Raw genomic sequence first — 18538 nt, forward strand, 5'->3', positions numbered from 1 at the left:
GACGGCTCAGCCTGGGTCGCGGTCCTTGGGACCGTCGTTGTTCTGTTGTTCGAGATGGCGCACTCGTTTGGCGAGCGCGTCGAGATGACGTAGATGCGAGAAGTTCCTGACCCAGTCGCCGTGCGTCTGAAGAGGCAGGTTGCTGGTGTACACCCCCGCCTTGGGAATCGACTTGGCAACCAGAGTCCAGGCGGAGACCACAACGTCATCGGCGATGTTCAGATGCCCCGAAATGCCGGCCTGGCCACCGATCATGCAGCGTGCGCCGATCTGGGCACTTCCTGCAACACCGGCGCAACCCGCCATGATCGTGTGATCGCCGATGCGTACGTTGTGTGCGATCTGGATCAGGTTGTCGAGCTTGACGCCATCGCCGATAACCGTATCGTCGAGCGCCCCTCGGTCGATCGTGGTGTTGGCACCGATCTCCACGTCGTTGCCAATGAGTACGCGTCCAACCTGAGGAATCTTGACCCACGCACCCGAACGTTCGCGGGCAAAGCCGAACCCGTCGGCGCCGATCACCACGCCGGCATGCAGGATGCAATCCTCACCGATCACGCAATCGTGGTAGATGGTGACATTCGCGACCAGGCGGGTTCCCCGCCCGATCCGGGAGCCGCGCCCGACATGACAGTTTGGTCCGATCACGACGTCTTCGCCGAGCTCGACCCCCTCTTCAATCGACGCGCCGGGCCCTACCTGAACGCTGTCGGGCACCGCACAGGCGACTGCAGCGAGGCGATGAACGCCCGGCTGCACCGCCGGAGGCGGACTGAACAGTTGGGCGACGCGTGCAAAGTAGAGGTAAGGGTCGGGGGTGACGATGAGGCTGCGACCACTCATCTGCTCGACGGCATCGGGGCTGACGATAAGTGCCGACGCCGCACAGGCCCTGGCTTGCGCGACGTACTTGCGGTTGGCGAGAAAAGCCAGGTCACCCTCCCCGGCCTGCTCGAGCGTGGCAACGCGTGCAACCGCAAGTGCCGGTTCGCCCAGCAGATCACCCCCGAGGCGATCGACGATTTCCTGAAGCTGGAACATCCTGTCAGTGGGCTTACTTCGCGGCTGACAGGGCCTTGATGACCTTGTCGGTAATGTCGATGCGCGGGCTGGCGTAGACCGCCTCCTGAAGGATGATGTCGTACTTCTCGCTCTCGGCAATCTGCTTGACCGTGCGGTTGGCTTGGTCGAGCACCGATGCCAGTTCTTCGTTACGCCGCTGGTTGAGATCCTCGCGGAACTCGCGCTGCTTGCGCTGGAAGTCGCGGTTCAACTCGTTGAACGTACGCTCCTTGTTGCGGCGGTCGTTCTCGCTCATCGTGGGCGCGTTACGCTCGAGGTCTTCCTGCATCGATTGCAGGTCGCGGGCCAGGCGCTGGAGCTCCTGGTCACGCTTCTCGAATTCCTTCTCGAGGCGTTGCTGAGCGCGGACGGCGGGAGCCGCCTCGCGCATCAGGCGATCCGAGTTGACAAAGCCGATCTTGGATTCGGCGATTGCAGCCTGGGACGCCCCAAGCAACGCTGCAGCGATCAGGGAAAGGGGGATGAATCTCACATGTGCCTCCGGGAAACTCTCTTATGCCGGCGCGTCAGAAGACACTGCCAAGTTGGAACTGGAACCGCTGGATCTCGTCGTTATCCTGCTTCTTGAGCGGGTGACCGAAACTGAACTTGAGGGGGCCGATCGGCGAACTCCAGGAGAACGCCAGGCCGGTACTGTAGCGCAGGTCACTGAAGCGAACCTTCTGGTTGACGAAGTTGTCACTGCCCAGCGGCCGCTCGTCCTCACCCCACACGTAGCCGGCATCGAAGAAGGCTGAGATACGGAAGGAACGATCCTGACCCGAGCCCGGCATGGGGAAGAAGAACTCGGCGTTGCCTACCACCTTGCGGGTACCGCCGGTCGAGGTTACGTCACCGTCTGTGTCGCGGAACTTCGGACCGATCGAGCCCTGATCGAAGCCGCGTACCGAGCCGATGCCGCCGACGTAGTAATTCTTGTAGAACGGCACATCCTTGCCACCAAAGCCCTTCGCGTAACCGACGTCCGCGTTGAGCATCAGAGCATAGTCACGTCCGATCGGGAACCAGTGCTGGTACTGGTAGCCCAGCTTGCCATAGCGCAGATCGCCAACAGGAACCGTTGCTTCACCGTACAGGCGCTGATAGCTGCCAGAACGCGGATAGATGAAGCTGTCGCGGCTGTCGCGCGACCAGCCGACCGTCGCCAGCAGGCTGCGCACGGTCACCGTACCGGTGCCGTCGGTATTGTTGCAACCGCCGTAGTCCTTGCAGAAGTCCTTATAGAGCTTGGGACTCTGCGGGTACGTCGTAATCTCGGTCTGGTCGGCGGTCAGGCCGAAGTTGACCTGGTCATCCTCGGCAATCGGCCATCCCAGGCGAATGCCGGCACCTGTGGACACGGTCTTGTAGGGCGACACCGAGTCGAGCTCATCGGCGTCGTAGGTGCGGTGATAGACATCCCAGCCCAGGCTCACGCCATCGGGGGTGAAATAGGGGTTGGTGAACGACAACGCGAGTGTGCGGCTCGACTTGCTGGTGTTCAGGCCAAAGGTCAGCGCGTTGCCGCTGCCGAACAGGTTCTGCTGGGAAATCGACGCCGACAGAACGATGTTCTCGGCACTGGAGAAGCCAGCGCCGAGCATCAGGTTGCCGGTCGGTCTTTCCTTGACGGTGAAGTTGGCGTCGACCTGGTCGGTGGTACCCGCCACCGCAGGTGTCTCCACGGTCACTTCGTCGAAGAAGCCCAGGCGATCGATGCGGGTCCGCGAGCGATTGATGGCCGAGGCATCGTACCAACCGCCTTCCATCTGGCGCATCTCTCGGCGCACTACCTCGTCGCGCGTCTTGGTGTTGCCGCCGATGTTGATCCGACGGACATAGACCCTGCGTCCCGGATCGACGAAAACCGTGAACTCGACTTCACGCTTTTCCTTGTCCACTTCGGGGGCAGCGTTCACGTTGGCGAAGGCATAACCCTCGTTGCCGAGTCGGTCCGTGATGGCCTTGGTAGTCTCGGTGAGGCGTTCGCGGGAGAAGGTCTCGCCCGGACGGATACGCGTCAGCGCGAGGTATTCCGATTCAGGCAGGACGAGATCACCGGTGAAACGTACGCCGGTGACGGTGTACTTCTCGCCCTCGGTGATGTTGATGGTGATGTAGATGTCCTGTTTGTCCGGCGTGATCGATACCTGGGTCGAGTCGATGTTGAAATCGAGATAGCCCTGGTTCAGGTAATAGGAGCGCAGGCTCTCCAGGTCAGCCGACAGTTTCTGACGGGAGTACTGATCATTCTTGGTGTACCACGTCAACCAGCCCGGTGTGGTGAGCTGCATCTGGCTGATTAGGTCCTTGGTGCGGAAGGCATTGGCACCCACGATATTGATCTGGCGGATCTTGGCGACACCGCCTTCCTCGACGGCAAAGTTGATCCCCACCCGATTACGCTCGAGCGGCGTGACCGTCGTCTTCACCGTGGCCGCATACTTGCCGCGCGACAGATACTGACGCTTGAGTTCTTGTTCGGCACGTTCGAGCAAAGCACGATCGAAAATCCGGGACTCGGCGAGACCGACCTCGCGAAGCCCCTTCTTGAGCGCATCCTTGTCGAACTCCTTGACGCCGTCGAAGGTGATGTCGGCGATCGCCGGTCGCTCATCAACGACCACCACGATGACCTCGCCTTCGGTCTCGATGCGTACGTCGCTGAAGAAACCGGTTGCGAACAATGCGCGGATCGCGTCAGCCGCCTGTGACTCAGTAAAGGTGTCGCCGACACGCACCGGAAGATAATTGAAGACGGTGCCAGCTTCGGTGCGCTGGATACCCTCGACACGGATGTCCTTGACCACGAAGGGATCGAATGCAAACGCCGGGGCAGCGGCAAGGAGGGCCATGACGAGCCCGGGCAGGAGCTTGCGTTTCATGCAGGAGGTTCAGCCGGAAATGAGACGATTGATGTCGTTGAAGAAGGCGAATGCCATCAGCATCACGAGCAAAGCCAGACCGATCTGTTGACCGATCTCCATGACACGTTCTGGAATGGGTCCGCCCTTGATGATTTCGACCGTATAGTACATCAAGTGCCCCCCGTCCAGAACGGGGATGGGGAGCAGGTTGAGTACCCCGAGACTGATGCTGATCAGGGCCACGAACTTGAGGTAATGGCTCAGTCCAAGTTGCGCAGTCTGGCCTGCGTAATCGGCGATCGTGACCGGGCCGGAGAGGTTCTTCCACGACACCTCACCGGTGAACATGCGCCCGATCATGCGCAAGCTCAGCACACTGGTTTCCCAGGTCTGGCGCACCGCCTTGGCCATTGCCTCGAGCGGGCCGTAGCGCACCTCGGCAAACATCGACAACCCGCCAGGTGCCGGGTCGGCAACACCGACACCGATGCGTCCCACCCGCGCCCCCCCCTCGTTCGCCTCATCGGGCGTCACCACTACCGAGAACGCCGCGGCGTCGCGGCGAAGGTCGAAGCGCAACTCACGCCCCGCACCGTCTCGGACGATCTGCACGAGATCACTCCACGACGTTATGGCGACACCGTCTATCGCAGTCACTTCGTCCCCGGACTGCAGGCCCGCGCGCGCGGCAGCCCCGCCTTCAACCAGACGCCCGATGACTGCGGGAATCTGCGGACGCCAGGGTTTGAGTCCAAGTCGTGCGATCAGATCGCCACTGTCATCGTCAATGCGCACTCCCGCAAGATCGAGCCTGCGGAACGCCTCCACATCTTCGAGCGTACGTACGCGCAGCACGACCTCGCGCTGATCGAGCGTATGTTGCAGCAGGATCCAGCGCAGGTCCTGCCAGCTGCGCACCGACTGTTCGTCCACCGCCAACACCAGGTCGCCGTCACGCACACCCGCCGCCTCGGCAACCTGCGGCGTTTCAGATAGTGCGACGCGCGCCCGCAGTTCGTCCGTGCCAGCGACAAAAAGGCCCCAATAGAGCACGATCGCAAGCAGGAAGTTGGCCAGGGGGCCGGCGGCAACGATTGCGAAGCGGCGGTAGACCGATTGCCGGTTGAAGGTGCGATGCAGCTCTTCCGGCGCGACCGCAGCTTCGCGCTCGTCGAGCATCTTGACGTAGCCGCCCAATGGAAAGGCGGCAAGAGCCCATTCGGTGCCATCGCGACCCGCACGGCGAACGATCAGAGGCTTGCCGAAGCCGATCGAGAAGCGCAGCACCTTGACGCCACACCAACGTGCAACGAGGTAGTGGCCCAGCTCGTGCACGAGGATGAGCACACCCAGCGCAAGCGCAAATGGAAGGAGGTAGTCTAGAAGGTTCATCGGCCAGGGGTTCGGTTGCGGATCTCGGCATGCGCCCATTCCCGAGCGCACGCATCGGCTGCGAAAACAGCCTCCAGGCAATCGACCGCAAGGCCGGCACTGCGTTCCAGGCAGCGCTCGATAACGCGGGCGATATCGAGAAAGCCGATACGATGATCCAGGAAGGCCGCGACAGCCTCCTCGTTGGCGGCGTTGAGCACCGCGGCTGCGGCGCCTCCCTCGCGCAGCGCGTCGAAAGCGAGACGCAGGCATGGAAAGCGCGCAAAGTCCGGCCGTTCGAAATCGAGCCGCGCAATCTCGAACAGGTCGAGTGGCCTGACGCCAGCCTCGATGCGCTCGGGCCAGGCCATCGCGTGCGCGATCGGGGTGCGCATGTCAGGATTGCCAAGCTGAGCGAGCACCGACCCATCCGCGTACTCCACCATCGAGTGGATAACGCTCTGGCGATGCACGACCACCTCGATCATGTCGGCAGGCACGCCAAACAGCCAATGGGCCTCGATGACCTCGAGCCCCTTGTTCATCATGCTGGCAGAATCGACGGAGATCTTGCGGCCCATCACCCAGTTCGGATGCGCGCACGCCTGCTCTGGCGTCACTGCCTCGAGGTTGGCCAGCGGCGTCTCGCGAAACGGACCGCCAGATGCAGTCAGGAGAATGCGCCGCACTCCAGCCGGCGACGGCTCCCGGGCATAACCCTGCGGCAGCGCCTGAAACACGGCGTTGTGCTCGCTGTCGATCGGCAGCAACTGCGCTCCGCTGTCGGCTACTGCGCGCATGAAGATCGCACCGGACAGCACCAGCGCCTCCTTGTTGGCGAGCAGCACCTTCTTGCCGGCCCGCGCAGCAGCCAGCGTCGGCTTCAGCCCGGCCGCGCCAACAATGGCCGCCATCACCATATCGACATCAGCAGCTGAAGCGACGCCCTCAAGGGCAGCCTCGCCATGAAGCACCTCTGTTGGACAGCCCCGCGCCCGTAATGCAGCAGCCAGGCGCTGGGCGGCTTCCGGACTCCCTACGACGGCATGGCGGGGGCGAAAGCGCAGGCAGGGCTCGACCAGCTTGTCGTCCTGGCGATGCGCCGTGAGTGCGAACACCTCGAAGCGGTCGGGGTGGCGCCCAACAACGTCCAGGGTGCTCTGGCCGATCGATCCGGTCGCCCCAAGAATGGTGATGCGCTGCATTGCGTGTTCAGCCTCGAGAAATGCGGCCCTGAGGAGCATGAGCGGCAAAGCCGCTGCGGGGCCTCAGTGTGACAACAGGACGAAAACGAGCGCCACGATCGGCAGCGTGGACGTGAGGCTGTCGATCCGGTCAAGGATGCCGCCATGCCCGGGAAGGATGCTGCCGCTGTCCTTGAGCCCCGCCTGCCGCTTGAGCAGCGATTCGAACAGATCGCCGATGATGCTGAGCGCCGTCCAGGTCACCAACGCCAGGCCGATCACCAGCGCACCGCCCGCCTGGCCTGCGCCGAGCCAGACCAGGACGCCGATGCCATAGAGCAGGACGGCAGCCACGGCACCCATCGCGCCCTCCCAGGTCTTGCCCGGGCTGATCGTTGGGGCAAGCTTGTTTCGTCCGAGCGTGCGTCCGGTGAAATAGGCGGCAATGTCGGCGACCCAGACCACAGCCATCGTACCAAGCAAGACCCACGGCCCGACGACGCGCAGGTGGGCGAGCGCCAGCGCGGTCGGGATGAGGACGATGAAGCCCACGAGTGACGCAAGCATCGGTTTGTCCAGCGGCCACTTGCGCAGCAACCACATCGGTACGACGAACATCCAGAACAAGGCGCTGATCGCATACAACGGCAGCAGCAGCGGAGTGCCAGCAAGCGTGCCGCTACCGAGCCCGGTCAGGTAGCCGAGCATCAGGCAGGACACCGCGAATACCACCGCCGTGGACATGCGCAAGGGCCGATCGAAGCGGGCGAGCCCGCCCCACTCCCATGCTGCCAGGCCGCATAGCGCCGCGCACAGGGCAAGCCAGGCGATCGCCGGCAGCAGGAATACTGCGCCCAGCAGGCCGGCAAGCAGCAACAAGGCGGTGACGACGCGATCCTTAAGCATTGGGTTCCTGCAGTTCGGCAGCGCTTTGCTTGAGCTGCTCGCTGGTACGCCCGAAACGGCGCTCCCGCCCCTGGTAGGAGTCGATCGCCATGTCGAGCGCAGCCTCATCGAAATCGGGCCAGAGCGTATCGGTGAAATACAGCTCGGTGTAAGCGAGCTGCCACAGCATGAAGTTACTGATCCGCTTCTCGCCACCGGTGCGGATGAACAGATCGGGTTCTGGTGCGAAGCTCATCGACAACTCGGCTGCGAGCTCATCCTCGCTGAAGTCCCCGTCACGCCCAGGGTTGTTGGCGATCAAGCGCGACATGGCGTTCATGAGGTCCCAGCGCCCGCCATAGTTGGCCGCCACCGTAAGGTGGAAACGGTCGTTGGCGGCCGTGAGCGCCTCGGCCTCACGCACCACGCCCACCAACTGCGAGTCGAACCGTGACAGGTCGCCGATGACCCTGAAACGGATACCGTTCTCGTGCAGGCGCTTGACCTCGCGGCGCAGCGACTTCAAGAACAACTGCATCAGAAAGGAGACTTCGTCTGGCGGACGCCTCCAGTTCTCGGAGCTGAAGGCAAACACGGTGAGATAGCCGACGCCACGCTCGATGCACCCCCGGGTCACTGCGCGCAAAGCCTCGACGCCACGGCTGTGCCCCGCTACGCGCGGCATCAGACGCTTGCGCGCCCATCTGCCGTTGCCGTCCATGATCACCGCAATGTGCTGCGGCACGGATGCAACTTCCGGAATCTCCCGTGTGGAGCTCCTGAACAATCTACCGACCATGACCTGCCTCCTGTCCCGCCGTGCTGGCAACTGCCGATCCGGGGCCGGATCAGATCTGCATCAGCTCCTGTTCCTTCTGCGCGAGCAGCTTGTCGATCTCGGCAACGTATTTGTCGGTGAGTTTCTGGATGTCATCCTCGGCGCGACGCTCGTCGTCTTCCGAGATGAGCTTGTCCTTCACCGCGTCCTTGAGTTGCTGGTTCGCGTCACGGCGCAGGTTGCGGATGGCGACCTTCGCATTCTCGCCTTCGTGGCGAACGACCTTGGTGAGGTCGCGGCGGCGCTCTTCGGTAAGCGCGGGCATGGGCACGCGCAAGAGCTCGCCCATGTTCGACGGATTGAGACCGAGATCACTGTCGCGAATCGCCTTTTCGACCTTGGGCAGCATCGGCTTTTCCCAAGTCTGTACGCCGATGGTACGAGCATCGATCAGGGTGATGTTGGCGACCTGGTTCACCGGCACCATCGAGCCGTAATACTCGACCATGACATGGTCGAGCAGACCGGTGTGGGCACGCCCGGTGCGGACCTTGGCGAGATCGGTCTTGAGCGATTCGACCGACTTCTGCATTTTCTGCTCGGTCGTTTTTTTGAGTTCAGGAATCATGCGCGCACTCTCCAGTAATCAGGAATGGACCAGCGTTCCTTCGTCCTCGCCCATCACCACGCGCTTGAGAGCGCCCGGCTTGAAGATCGAGAACACGTTGATCGGCAGCTTCTGGTCACGGCACAGCGCGAACGCCGTGGCATCGAGGACCGCCAGATTGCGGCCGATGGCCTCATCGAAGCTGATGCGATGATAGCGCTGGGCGCTCGGATCCTTCTTGGGGTCTGCCGTGTAGACGCCATCGACCTTGGTGGCCTTGAGGACGATCTGGGCACCGATCTCCGCACCGCGCAGGGCGGCAGCAGTATCGGTGGTAAAGAAAGGGTTGCCGGTGCCGGCAGCGAAGATGACGACCCGCCCCTCTTCGAGGTGGCGGATCGCGCGACCGCGGATGTAAGGCTCGACGACCTGGTCGATACGCAGCGCGGATTGCACGCGAGCCTCGAGGTCCATGCGACGCATCGCATCGGCCAGGGCCATTGCATTCATCACGGTCGCCAGCATACCCATGTAGTCGGCCGTGGCGCGATCCATGCCAGATGCCGCACCCTTCATGCCGCGAAAGATGTTGCCGCCGCCAATCACCACACCCACCTGCACACCGAGCCGTGTAACCTCGGCGATCTCGGAGACGATGCGGGTTACGACATCCTCGTTGATACCATAGGCGTCATCTCCCATCAGGGCTTCGCCCGAGAGCTTGAGCAGGATGCGTTTATAGGCGGCGGACATATCCATCTCCCTCTTACTTCTTTGCAGCAGCTGCGGCCTGCTCGGCCACTTCGGCAGCGAAGTCGGTCACTTTCTTCTCGATGCCTTCGCCGACGATGTAGAGGGTGAACGACGCGACGCTTGCGCCCTTCGCCTTGAGCAATTGCTCGATCGTCTGCTTGCCGTCCTCGGCCTTCACGAAGATCTGGCCGAGCAGGGTGACTTCCTTCAGGAACTTCTGCACCGTACCTTCGGCGATCTTCTCGAGCATCGCCTCCGGCTTGCCGGCTTCACGCCCCTTCTCGATGGCAATGCGGCGCTCGGCTTCGATCAGCTCGGCCGACACACCGGAAGAGTCGAGCGACTTCGGCTTGGAGGCCGCGATATGCATCGCGATGTCACGCCCGAGTTGCTCGTCACCGCCGACGAGGTCCAGCAGTACGCCGATCTTGGCGCCACCGTGGATGTAGGAGAACAGCTGGCCCTTGGCTTCGACGCGCGCGAAGCGGCGGATCGACATGTTCTCGCCGATCTTGCCGACCAGCGCGGTACGGGTCGACTCGACCGTACCCTCGCCCAGCGGCAGTGCCGACAGCGCAGCGACGTCGGCCGGATTGTTTGCCGACACCAGCTCGGCGCAGTTCTGCACCAGCGCGAGGAAGTCGTCGTTCTTGGCCACGAAGTCGGTCTCGCAATTGACTTCGATGATGGTGCCGAGCTTGCCGTCTGCAGCAATGCTGATGCCGACGATGCCTTCAGCGGCAATACGGGCGGCAGCCTTGGAAGCCTTGTTGCCGAGCTTGACGCGCAGGATCTCTTCAGCCTTGTCCATGTCGCCGCCGGCCTCGGTCAGCGCCTTCTTGCACTCCATCATCGGCGCGTCAGTCTTCTCGCGCAGTTCCTTGACCATGCTCGCGGTGATTTCCGCCATGCTAGCTCCTGAATGTTCGGTTGTGTGTCAGATATGGGGTGGAGTCCCGGCCAGGCGGCCGCTCCACGGAGACCAGATTGCAAAAGGGGCCTCGCGGCCCCTGTGCAGAGGATCAGGCCTGTTCCTGCGTACCTTCTTCCTCGACCTCGACGAATTCGTCGCCGCCCGCATCGACGATCTCCTGCAGCACCTGGCTGCGGCCTTGCAGCACGGCATCGGCCACGCCACGAGCGTAGAGACGGATTGCGCGCGACGAGTCGTCGTTACCCGGGATCACGTAATCAACGCCATCCGGCGAGTGGTTGGTATCGACCACGGCAACGACCGGAATACCCAGCTTCTGTGCTTCGGTAATGGCGATCTTGTGGTAACCGACGTCAATGACGAAGAGCGCATCGGGCAGGCCACCCATGTCCTTGATGCCGCCGATCGACTTCTGCAGCTTCTCGAGTTCGCGGCGAACGGTCAGCGCTTCGCGCTTGGACAGACGCTCGACCGAACCGTCTTCCATCATCGCCTCGACTTCCTTGAGACGCTTGATCGACTGCTTGACCGTCTTGAAGTTGGTCAGCATGCCGCCGAGCCAGCGCTCATCGACGAAAGGCATGCCGGCACGACCCGCCTCTTCGGCGATGATCTCGCGCGCCTGGCGCTTGGTGCTGACAAACAGAACGTTGCCGCGGTTGGCAGCGAGCTTGCGGACGAAGTCCATCGCCTCGTTGTACTTGGCCATCGTCTTTTCGAGGTTGACGATGTGAATCTTGTTGCGCTGACCGAAGATATAGGGGGCCATGCGCGGGTTCCAGAAACGGGTCTGGTGACCGAAGTGGACGCCGGCTTCCAGCATCTGACGCATCGTAACGGACATGAATAACTCCAAATTTCAAAGGGTTGTACCTCCGCCCTGAGGTGCGCAAGCTCGCCGCAAAATGCTAACGAACAAGCCGCAAAAAACGCCACCGGCAGGCCGTCAGGTACCTGCAGCCCTTGAACGGCGTGCTGGCACCACAGCGCTGACCCGGCAGACCCCTTCCATCAGGACGTGCGGATTTTGCCTGTCACTACAGACAAGCCGGCGATAATATCACGTCAGAATCACAGCACTCAAGGCGCGATTCACTCCGGGTTTGCCGGCAAGGGGCGCATGCGATAGCCTTCAGTCCTTGGCAGGGGCCTTCAACCCCTCCCTCCCCCAACTCCCACGCCACTCGCACCCATAAACATAATGAGCATCGTCATCAAAACACCGGAAGAGATCGAGCAGATGAGGGTGGCGTGCCGCCTGGCTGCCGAAGTCCTCGACTACATCGAACCCTTCGTCAAGCCCGGCGTCACCACGGCCGAACTCGACCGCCTGTGCCACGATTACATGGTCGGCGTGCAGAACACGGTTCCGGCACCGCTCAACTATGCGCCCCCGGGTTACTCGCCCTATCCGAAGTCGATCTGCACGTCGGTCAACCATCAGGTGTGCCATGGCGTACCGGGCGACAAGGCACTCAAGAAGGGCGACATCGTCAACCTCGATATCACCGTCATCAAGGATGGCTTCCATGGCGACACGAGCCGCATGTTCATCGTCGGCGGCGAGGCCAGCATCATCGCCAAGCGCCTGACCCAGATCACCTATGAGTGCATGTGGCTGGGTATCGCCGCGGTGCGAGCGGGTGGGCGACTGGGCGACATTGGTGCAGCCATCCAGAAGCACGCCGAAGGCAACGGCTTTTCCGTGGTGCGCGAGTTCTGCGGACACGGTATCGGCCGCAAGTTTCACGAGGAACCACAGGTTCTCCACTACGGCAAGGCAGGCACCGGCCCCGAGCTCAAGCCGGGGATGATCTTCACCATCGAGCCAATGATCAACGCCGGCAAGGCGGCGATCTCCGAACTGCCGGACGGCTGGACAATCGTGACCAAGGACCGCAGCCTGTCGGCGCAGTGGGAGCACACGATTCTCGTCACCGAGTCCGGCGTCGAGGTACTCACGGTTTCGCCCAAGGCGCCCGCTCCGCCCGCCATCGTCGCCGACCGTTTCGCTGCGACACTCTGAGACGGACAAGGCGCATGAACGACGCGCTCACCGAATCACTGCAGGGCTTCGTGGCCGCGGCCAGGCGCCGGCTCAGCGAGGGCATGGCCGCACTGCGCACCGCCTACGAGGCGCGCCCGCACACCGGCAACATGCTCAAGGGGCGAGCCACGCTCGTGGACGATGAGATCGTCCGCCTATGGCACGACTGCGCAATGCCTGCCGATGCCGCAGTCGTTGCAGTGGGCGGCTACGGCCGTGGCGAGCTGTTTCCGGCCTCCGACGTTGACCTGCTTATCCTGCTGCCGAAGGCCGCGGATGCGGCACTGCAGGGTAAGCTCTCCAGCCTCGTGAGTGCGTTGTGGGACATGGGCCTCGAGATCGGCCATTCAGTGCGCACGATCGACGAGTGCCTGGTGGCCGCAGCCGACGACATCACCGTCCAGACCAGTCTTCTTGAGGCTCGACTGCTCACCGGCGACGGCAGGCTGTTCGAACTGCTCAACAGCCTCTTCCGCGATGGCCTCGACCTGCGCACTTTCTATAAGGCCAAGCTGCTCGAGCAGGAACAGCGCTACGCGCGCTTCAATGAAACGCCGTACGCACTGGAGCCTAATTGCAAGGAGAGTCCCGGTGGGCTTCGCGACCTGCAGATGCTCGGCTGGATCGCGCGCGCCGGTGGTCTTGGACGCAGTTGGCGGGATCTCGCGCGGCGGCGCCTGATTACCGGAAGCGAAGCCGGGGAGCTACGCAATGTCGAGCGTTTCCTCCAGCACCTGCGCATCCGTCTGCACTTGCTGACCGGGCGCAGCGAGGATCGGCTGCTGTTCGATCACCAGGAGAAGCTCGCGCGCATCCTCGGCATCGAACCCACGGCGACCCGACGCGCATCCGAAGTTCTGATGCAGCGCTACTACGTGACCGCGAAGATGGTCATGCAGCTCAACACTGTACTGCTGCAGAACTACGGCAGCGTGATCTTTCCCGACCGCGGCGCGGCGATCACGGTCAACCCCCGCTTCCAGGTCGTGCGCGAACTGCTCGACATCCGCCATGAGGATGTGTTCGAGCGCGAACCCGCCGCGCTGCTCGAGTGCTTCCTGTTGCTGCAGCAGCGCTCCGAACTCAAGGGCATGACTGCGCGCACGCTGCGAGCCCTGTGGATCAATCGCAACCGTGTGAATGCCGCCTTCCGGGCACGCCCCGAGCATCGCGCCCTGTTCCTGCAGATCCTGCAGCAGAAGCGCGGCATCGTGCGCAGCTTCAGGCGCATGAACGAATACGGCATCCTGTCGCGCTACATTGTCCCGTGGCGCCGTATCGTCGGACAGATGCAGCACGACCTGTTCCATGTCTACACGGTCGATCAGCACATCCTCATGGTGTTGCGCAACATGCGGCGCTTCACGATGGGCGAACATGCGCACGAATACCCGCTGATGACCCGGCTCATCATCGGCTTCGAGCGCCACTGGCTGCTCTATATCGCCGCCCTCTTTCACGACATCGCAAAGGGGCGCGGCGGCGACCATTCGACGCTTGGCATGACCGATGCGCGGGAGTTCTGCACCCAGCACGAACTGCCGACCGAGGACACCGAACTCGTGGTATGGCTCGTCGAGCACCACCTCACCATGTCGCGTGTGGCGCAGAAGGAAGACACTTCGGACCCCGAAGTGATTCAGCGCTTTGCAGATACGGTGGGCGACGAGCGCCGCCTGACAGCCCTCTACCTGCTTACCCATGCCGACGTGCGCGGCACCAGCCCCAAGGTCTGGAATGGCTGGAAGGGCAAGCTGCTCGAGGATCTTTTCTTCGCCACCCAGCGCCTGCTGCGCGGCGCAACCCCGCAGGCGGCACTGGGCCTGGATGACCGACTGGAGGACACGCGGCGCCTGCTGCGCTACCACGGCCTGCGCCCCGGCGTGGAAAACACGCTCTGGGATCACCTCGATCCGGTGTACTTCATGCGCCACTCTGCCGAGGAGATCGCATGGCACACCCGGCTGCTTTACTATCGCAGCGACTCGCCCGAGCCGGTCGTCAAGGCGCGTGTGGCTGAAGACGAGGATGGCGTCCAGGTAATGGTCTTCACGCGCGACCAGCGCGACCTCTTCGTGCGCCTCACCGGCTTCTTCGGGCGCATGGGGTTCTCGATCCTCGACGCCAAGGTACATACGACGCGCCATGGCTTCGCACTCGACAGCTTCATGCTCCAGGACCCGGGGCAACGAGCGTCCTACCGGGACATCGTGACCCTGATCGAGCACGAGCTGGCCGTGCGCCTGCAACAGCAGGGCGCGCCCGAGCGCCCCGCGCGTGGGCGCATGTCGCGCCACGTCAAGCACTTCCCGATCAGCCCCGAAGTCAGCATCCGCGCCGACGAAGCCGGGCGGCATCACGTCCTGTCACTGACCGCGGCCGACCGCCCCGGCCTGCTCTTCGATGTCGCCTCTGTGCTTGCCGATCATGGCATCCGCCTGCATACGGCCAAGATCGCCACACTGGGCGAGCGCGTCGAAGACACCTTCCTGCTCACTGGCCAGGCCCTGAACCAGGACGCGCTCGTGCTCAAGATCGAGCGCGAGATCCTGGACCGCCTGCAGACATGACAAGGGGGCTTTCGCCCCCTTGCCTCTTCCTTGCGCCCATCCGGGCCCCAGCAGCCTGCAGGCGTCCGCCGCAGAGATCAGTGCCCCTTGCCGGCAATGCGATCCATGGCTGCGTAGAGCAGGCCGGAGAACAGGAAGGTGACATGGATGCCCACCATCCAGGCGAGCTGACGGTCGGTCATGTTGTGGGCATTCATGAAGCCCTTGAGCAACTCGATCCCCGAGATGGCGACGATCGAACCGATCAGCTTGAGCTTCAGGTCCGAAAAGCCTATGTGTCCCATCCAGTCCGGCCGGTCGCGGTGGGAGTGCAAGTCCTCCATCTTCGACACGAAGTTCTCGTAGCCGCTGAACATGATGATGATCAGCAGATTCATGATCAGCGCAACGTCCACCAGGGTGAGCACGCCGATGATCAACTCGCTCCCCGATGCGGACCAGATCTCGGCGAACAGCCCGAACAGCTCCTTCATGAACTTGAACAGCAGCAACAGCATCGCCATCGCCAGGCCCAGGTAGACCGGCGCCATCAGCCAGCGGCTGGTGAAGAGCACATGCTCGAATGCGGTTTCGATACGTTTCATGCGATTTGCTCCGGCCCCTGGCCTCAAACCCTGCACAAGCACTCGAGTACGTTGCGCACCCTCAGCATGGATTCCTGCAGCACGATCTCGATGTCGGGAAAGTGGATGCCCGCCTCGCTCGACCAGCGCCCGGCAGCGTAATTGACCACCACACCAATCGCTGCATAGGGGAGATCGAGCTCGCGCGCCAATGCAGCCTCGGGCATGCCGGTCATGCCGACGATGTCGGCACCATCACGGTCGAGCCGGTTGATCTCCGCTGCGGTCTCCAGCCGCGGCCCCTGGGTGCTGGCATAGACACCGCCATCGACCGCGTACTCGCCCGCAGCGGAGATCGCCGCAAGCAGGCGCTGGCGCAGCGCCTGGTCGTAGGGGTGAGTGAAGTCGATATGGCGCACCGGGGTATCGCCACCCTCGAAGAAGGTGCTCTTGCGACCCCAGGTGTAATCGATGATCTGGTCGGGCACCATCAAGGTGCCCGGCCCCAGTTCGGCCCGGATGCCACCGACCGATGCCACCGAGACGATGCCGCTTACCCGCGCATCCTTGAGCGCCCAGATGTTGGCGCGGTAATTGACCAGATGCGGAGGAATCGTGTGGCCGTATCCATGTCGCGCCAGGAACACGACGGGCTCGTTACACATGCGGCCAAAGACGAGCGCGCCCGAAGGCTCGCCAAACGGGGTGCGCACAACCTCGCGCCGCTCGATCTCCATGTTCGACAACTGGGTGAGTCCGCTGCCGCCGATGATCGCAAGCATTCGTGGTCTTCTCCGTGATGGGCGCGCGATTCTAGCACGTCACCGGACAGGCTCGATAATTCCATGCTGCGCCGCCGCAGCACGTGATAGAATCCTCGCCCTTTCAAAGACTTCGCACGCCCTCCTCCATGTCCCGCGCCATTCGCAACATCGCCATCATCGCCCACGTCGATCATGGCAAGACCACCCTCGTCGACCAGCTCCTGCGCCAGTCCGGCACCTTCCGCGAAAACCAGCAGGTCGCAGAACGCGTCATGGACTCGGGGGACATCGAAAAGGAACGCGGCATCACGATCCTGTCGAAGAACTGTGCCATCCAGTACGGCGACACCCACATCAACATCGTAGACACCCCGGGTCACGCCGACTTCGGTGGCGAGGTCGAGCGCGTGCTGTCGATGGTCGACAGCGTTCTGCTGCTGGTCGATGCGGTCGAAGGCCCAATGCCGCAGACGCGTTTCGTCACCCGCAAGGCACTCGCCCTGGGCCTGAAGCCGATCGTCGTGATCAACAAGATCGATCGCCCGGGCGCGCGTCCGGACTGGGTCATCAATCACACCTTCGACCTCTTCGACAAGCTCGGCGCCACCGAAGAGCAGCTCGACTTCCCGGTGATCTACGCTTCGGGCCTGAACGGCTTCGCGGTCATCAACGAGGGTGACGAGCGCAAGGACATGCGTCCGCTGTTCGAGGCCATCCTCGAGCACGTGCCGGCACCCGAGGTCGATGCCGACGGCCCGCTGCAACTCCAGGTCTGCTCGCTCGACTACTCCACCTACATGGGGCAGCTCGGCATCGGCCGCATCAAGCGTGGCCGCGTGCGCCCGAACCAGGAAGTTGTGGTCATGTACGGCGACGAGAACCGTGGCAAGGGCAAGGTGAGCCAGATTCTGACCTTCAAGGGCCTGGAGCGCTCCCCTGCCGAATCGGCCGAAGCCGGCGACATCGTGCTGATCGCGGGCATTCAGCAGGTCAATATCGGTGTCACGCTGTGCGACCCGGACTGCCTCGAGGGCATGAAGCCGATCGCGGTCGACGAGCCGACGCTGACCATGAACTTCATGGTCAATACTTCGCCCTTGGCCGGCCGCGAAGGCAAGTTCGTCACCAGCCGCCAGATCCGCGAGCGCCTGGAAAAGGAACTGCTTAAGAACGTAGCGTTGCGCGTGAATTACACCGGCGATTCGGACGTCTTCGAGGTGTCGGGCCGTGGTGAGCTGCACCTGACGATCCTGCTCGAGAACATGCGCCGTGAAGGCTACGAGCTGGCGGTTGGCCGCCCGCGCGTGGTGTACAAGGAAATCGACGGCGTAAAATGCGAGCCGTACGAAATGCTCACAGTGGACGTCGAGGAAGACCACCAGGGCGGCGTCATGGAAGAACTTGGCCGCCGCCGCGGCGAACTGCAGGACATGCAGCCGGACGGTAAAGGTCGTGTGCGTCTCGAATACCGCATTCCGGCCCGCGGCCTGATCGGCTTCCAGGGCGAATTTCTCACCATGACGCGCGGCACCGGCCTCGCCAGCCACGTGTTCGACGACTACGGTCCGATGGCCGGCGCGATGGCCGAGCGCCGCAATGGCGTGCTGATCTCGCAGAACGACGGCGACGCGGTCGCCTACGCGCTGTGGAACCTGCAGGACCGCGGCCGCATGTTCGTGAGCCCGGGCGAAGCGCTGTACGAAGGCATGATCATCGGCATCCACACGCGCGACAACGACCTTGTCGTAAACCCGATCAAGGGCAAGCAACTCACCAACGTGCGTGCCTCCGGCACCGACGAGGCCGTGCGCCTGATCACGCCGATCGCGCTGACGCTGGAGTCCGCGATCGAGTTCATCGCCGACGACGAGCTGGTCGAGATCACGCCGAAGAACATCCGCCTGCGCAAGCGTCACCTGAAGGAAAACGATCGCAAGCGCGCTGCAAAGGCGGCCGAAGCCTGATTACTGGCCCGGCTGCCAACGGTTGGGCCGGTTTCGTAAGACAAGCATGCCTGAGAAGGCTCGCATCAGGGACCGCTCCTACGGCCCCTGATGGCGCTGGGTCCTGCGGTTACAACCGCGCCGCGGCTTGGGGTCTTTATGTAGGAGCGGCGCCAGTCGCGAGCCCCGAAAAGCTCGCGACTGGCG

At 62.9% G+C, this 18538-nt stretch carries 16 protein-coding genes; 3 read left to right on the forward strand and 13 right to left on the reverse strand.

The annotated features are described in order from the left end of the window. Positions 1-6 precede the first annotated feature (6 nt). The 11 genes from lpxD to rpsB form a co-directional block, all read right to left on the reverse strand. Positions 7-1044: a UDP-3-O-(3-hydroxymyristoyl)glucosamine N-acyltransferase gene (gene lpxD, locus C662_RS11660; RefSeq protein ID WP_002929128.1), complete on the reverse strand. Its 1038-nt coding sequence runs from the start codon at positions 1042-1044 to the stop codon at positions 7-9. A 13-nt stretch (positions 1045-1057) separates the two neighbouring features. Continuing rightward, complete coding sequence (locus tag C662_RS11665) at positions 1058-1558, reverse strand: OmpH family outer membrane protein (RefSeq protein WP_002929130.1); 501 nt, start codon at positions 1556-1558, stop codon at positions 1058-1060. 34 nt (positions 1559-1592) lie between these two features. Then, positions 1593-3950, reverse strand: a complete 2358-nt coding sequence (gene bamA / locus C662_RS11670; RefSeq protein WP_002929132.1) for an outer membrane protein assembly factor BamA — start codon at positions 3948-3950, stop codon at positions 1593-1595. A gap of 9 nt (positions 3951-3959) precedes the next feature. Beyond that, complete coding sequence (gene rseP, locus C662_RS11675) at positions 3960-5324, reverse strand: RIP metalloprotease RseP (protein ID WP_002929133.1); 1365 nt, start codon at positions 5322-5324, stop codon at positions 3960-3962. After that, the gene (ispC, locus tag C662_RS11680; RefSeq protein ID WP_002937407.1) at positions 5321-6547 is read right to left on the reverse strand and encodes a 1-deoxy-D-xylulose-5-phosphate reductoisomerase; all 1227 of its coding nucleotides are present in this window, start codon (positions 6545-6547) and stop codon (positions 5321-5323) included. Before ispC ends, rseP begins: the two co-directional genes overlap by 4 nt. A gap of 24 nt (positions 6548-6571) precedes the next feature. Next, a complete protein-coding gene (locus C662_RS11685; protein ID WP_002929138.1) occupies positions 6572-7393 on the reverse strand; it encodes a phosphatidate cytidylyltransferase in 822 nt (273 codons plus the stop codon). Continuing rightward, positions 7386-8171, reverse strand: coding sequence for a polyprenyl diphosphate synthase (uppS, locus tag C662_RS11690; protein ID WP_051018567.1), 786 nt, complete (start codon positions 8169-8171; stop codon positions 7386-7388). Before uppS ends, C662_RS11685 begins: the two co-directional genes overlap by 8 nt. Before the next feature lie 49 nt (positions 8172-8220). Then, the gene (gene frr, locus C662_RS11695; RefSeq protein ID WP_002929142.1) at positions 8221-8778 is read right to left on the reverse strand and encodes a ribosome recycling factor; all 558 of its coding nucleotides are present in this window, start codon (positions 8776-8778) and stop codon (positions 8221-8223) included. Positions 8779-8796: 18 nt separating this feature from the next. Continuing rightward, positions 8797-9510 carry a UMP kinase gene (gene pyrH, locus C662_RS11700; RefSeq protein WP_002929149.1) on the reverse strand — a complete coding sequence of 238 codons (714 nt, stop codon included), beginning with the start codon at positions 9508-9510 and terminating at the stop codon, positions 8797-8799. 13 nt (positions 9511-9523) lie between these two features. Then, positions 9524-10420, reverse strand: coding sequence for a translation elongation factor Ts (gene tsf, locus C662_RS11705; RefSeq protein WP_002929150.1), 897 nt, complete (start codon positions 10418-10420; stop codon positions 9524-9526). Between the two features lie 112 nt (positions 10421-10532). Further along, positions 10533-11288 (reverse strand): 30S ribosomal protein S2, encoded by a 756-nt coding sequence (rpsB, locus tag C662_RS11710; RefSeq protein ID WP_002929152.1) that lies wholly within the window; start codon positions 11286-11288, stop codon positions 10533-10535. Positions 11289-11645: 357 nt separating this feature from the next. Here rpsB and map point away from each other — a divergent pair, with 357 nt between their 5' ends. After that, positions 11646-12470, forward strand: coding sequence for a type I methionyl aminopeptidase (gene map / locus C662_RS11715; RefSeq protein ID WP_002929154.1), 825 nt, complete (start codon positions 11646-11648; stop codon positions 12468-12470). Between the two features lie 14 nt (positions 12471-12484). After that, positions 12485-15061, forward strand: a complete 2577-nt coding sequence (locus C662_RS11720; RefSeq protein ID WP_002929156.1) for a [protein-PII] uridylyltransferase — start codon at positions 12485-12487, stop codon at positions 15059-15061. Between the two features lie 77 nt (positions 15062-15138). Here C662_RS11720 and C662_RS11725 read toward each other — a convergent pair whose 3' ends face one another. Together C662_RS11725 and C662_RS11730 are read right to left on the reverse strand one after the other, a co-directional pair. Then, entirely contained in the window at positions 15139-15645 is a 507-nt protein-coding gene (locus C662_RS11725; RefSeq protein WP_002929158.1) for a TIGR00645 family protein, read from the reverse strand. 23 nt (positions 15646-15668) lie between these two features. Further along, the gene (locus tag C662_RS11730) at positions 15669-16406 is read right to left on the reverse strand and encodes an S-methyl-5'-thioinosine phosphorylase (protein ID WP_002929160.1); all 738 of its coding nucleotides are present in this window, start codon (positions 16404-16406) and stop codon (positions 15669-15671) included. Between the two features lie 128 nt (positions 16407-16534). Between C662_RS11730 and typA the strand changes: the two genes are divergently transcribed. Beyond that, a complete protein-coding gene (typA, locus tag C662_RS11735) occupies positions 16535-18352 on the forward strand; it encodes a translational GTPase TypA (RefSeq protein ID WP_002929162.1) in 1818 nt (605 codons plus the stop codon). Positions 18353-18538: the final 186 nt, after the last annotated feature.

The organism is Thauera sp. 28, assembly GCF_000310145.2.
Classification (GTDB): domain Bacteria; phylum Pseudomonadota; class Gammaproteobacteria; order Burkholderiales; family Rhodocyclaceae; genus Thauera; species Thauera mechernichensis.

Bases quoted from the DNA above. Each gene is read 5' to 3' on its own strand.
- lpxD (WP_002929128.1), bottom strand. From the start codon at position 1,044: ATGTTCCAGCTTCAGGAAATCGTCGATCGCCTCGGGGGTGATCTGCTG.
- bamA (WP_002929132.1), bottom strand. From the start codon at position 3,950: ATGAAACGCAAGCTCCTGCCCGGGCTCGTCATGGCCCTCCTTGCCGCT.
- rseP (WP_002929133.1), bottom strand. From the start codon at position 5,324: ATGAACCTTCTAGACTACCTCCTTCCATTTGCGCTTGCGCTGGGTGTG.
- ispC (WP_002937407.1), bottom strand. From the start codon at position 6,547: ATGCTCCTCAGGGCCGCATTTCTCGAGGCTGAACACGCAATGCAGCGC.
- C662_RS11685 (WP_002929138.1), bottom strand. From the start codon at position 7,393: ATGCTTAAGGATCGCGTCGTCACCGCCTTGTTGCTGCTTGCCGGCCTG.
- uppS (WP_051018567.1), bottom strand. From the start codon at position 8,171: ATGGTCGGTAGATTGTTCAGGAGCTCCACACGGGAGATTCCGGAAGTT.
- frr (WP_002929142.1), bottom strand. From the start codon at position 8,778: ATGATTCCTGAACTCAAAAAAACGACCGAGCAGAAAATGCAGAAGTCG.
- pyrH (WP_002929149.1), bottom strand. From the start codon at position 9,510: ATGTCCGCCGCCTATAAACGCATCCTGCTCAAGCTCTCGGGCGAAGCC.
- tsf (WP_002929150.1), bottom strand. From the start codon at position 10,420: ATGGCGGAAATCACCGCGAGCATGGTCAAGGAACTGCGCGAGAAGACT.
- rpsB (WP_002929152.1), bottom strand. From the start codon at position 11,288: ATGTCCGTTACGATGCGTCAGATGCTGGAAGCCGGCGTCCACTTCGGT.
- map (WP_002929154.1), top strand. From the start codon at position 11,646: ATGAGCATCGTCATCAAAACACCGGAAGAGATCGAGCAGATGAGGGTG.
- C662_RS11720 (WP_002929156.1), top strand. From the start codon at position 12,485: ATGAACGACGCGCTCACCGAATCACTGCAGGGCTTCGTGGCCGCGGCC.
- C662_RS11725 (WP_002929158.1), bottom strand. From the start codon at position 15,645: ATGAAACGTATCGAAACCGCATTCGAGCATGTGCTCTTCACCAGCCGC.
- C662_RS11730 (WP_002929160.1), bottom strand. From the start codon at position 16,406: ATGCTTGCGATCATCGGCGGCAGCGGACTCACCCAGTTGTCGAACATG.
- typA (WP_002929162.1), top strand. From the start codon at position 16,535: ATGTCCCGCGCCATTCGCAACATCGCCATCATCGCCCACGTCGATCAT.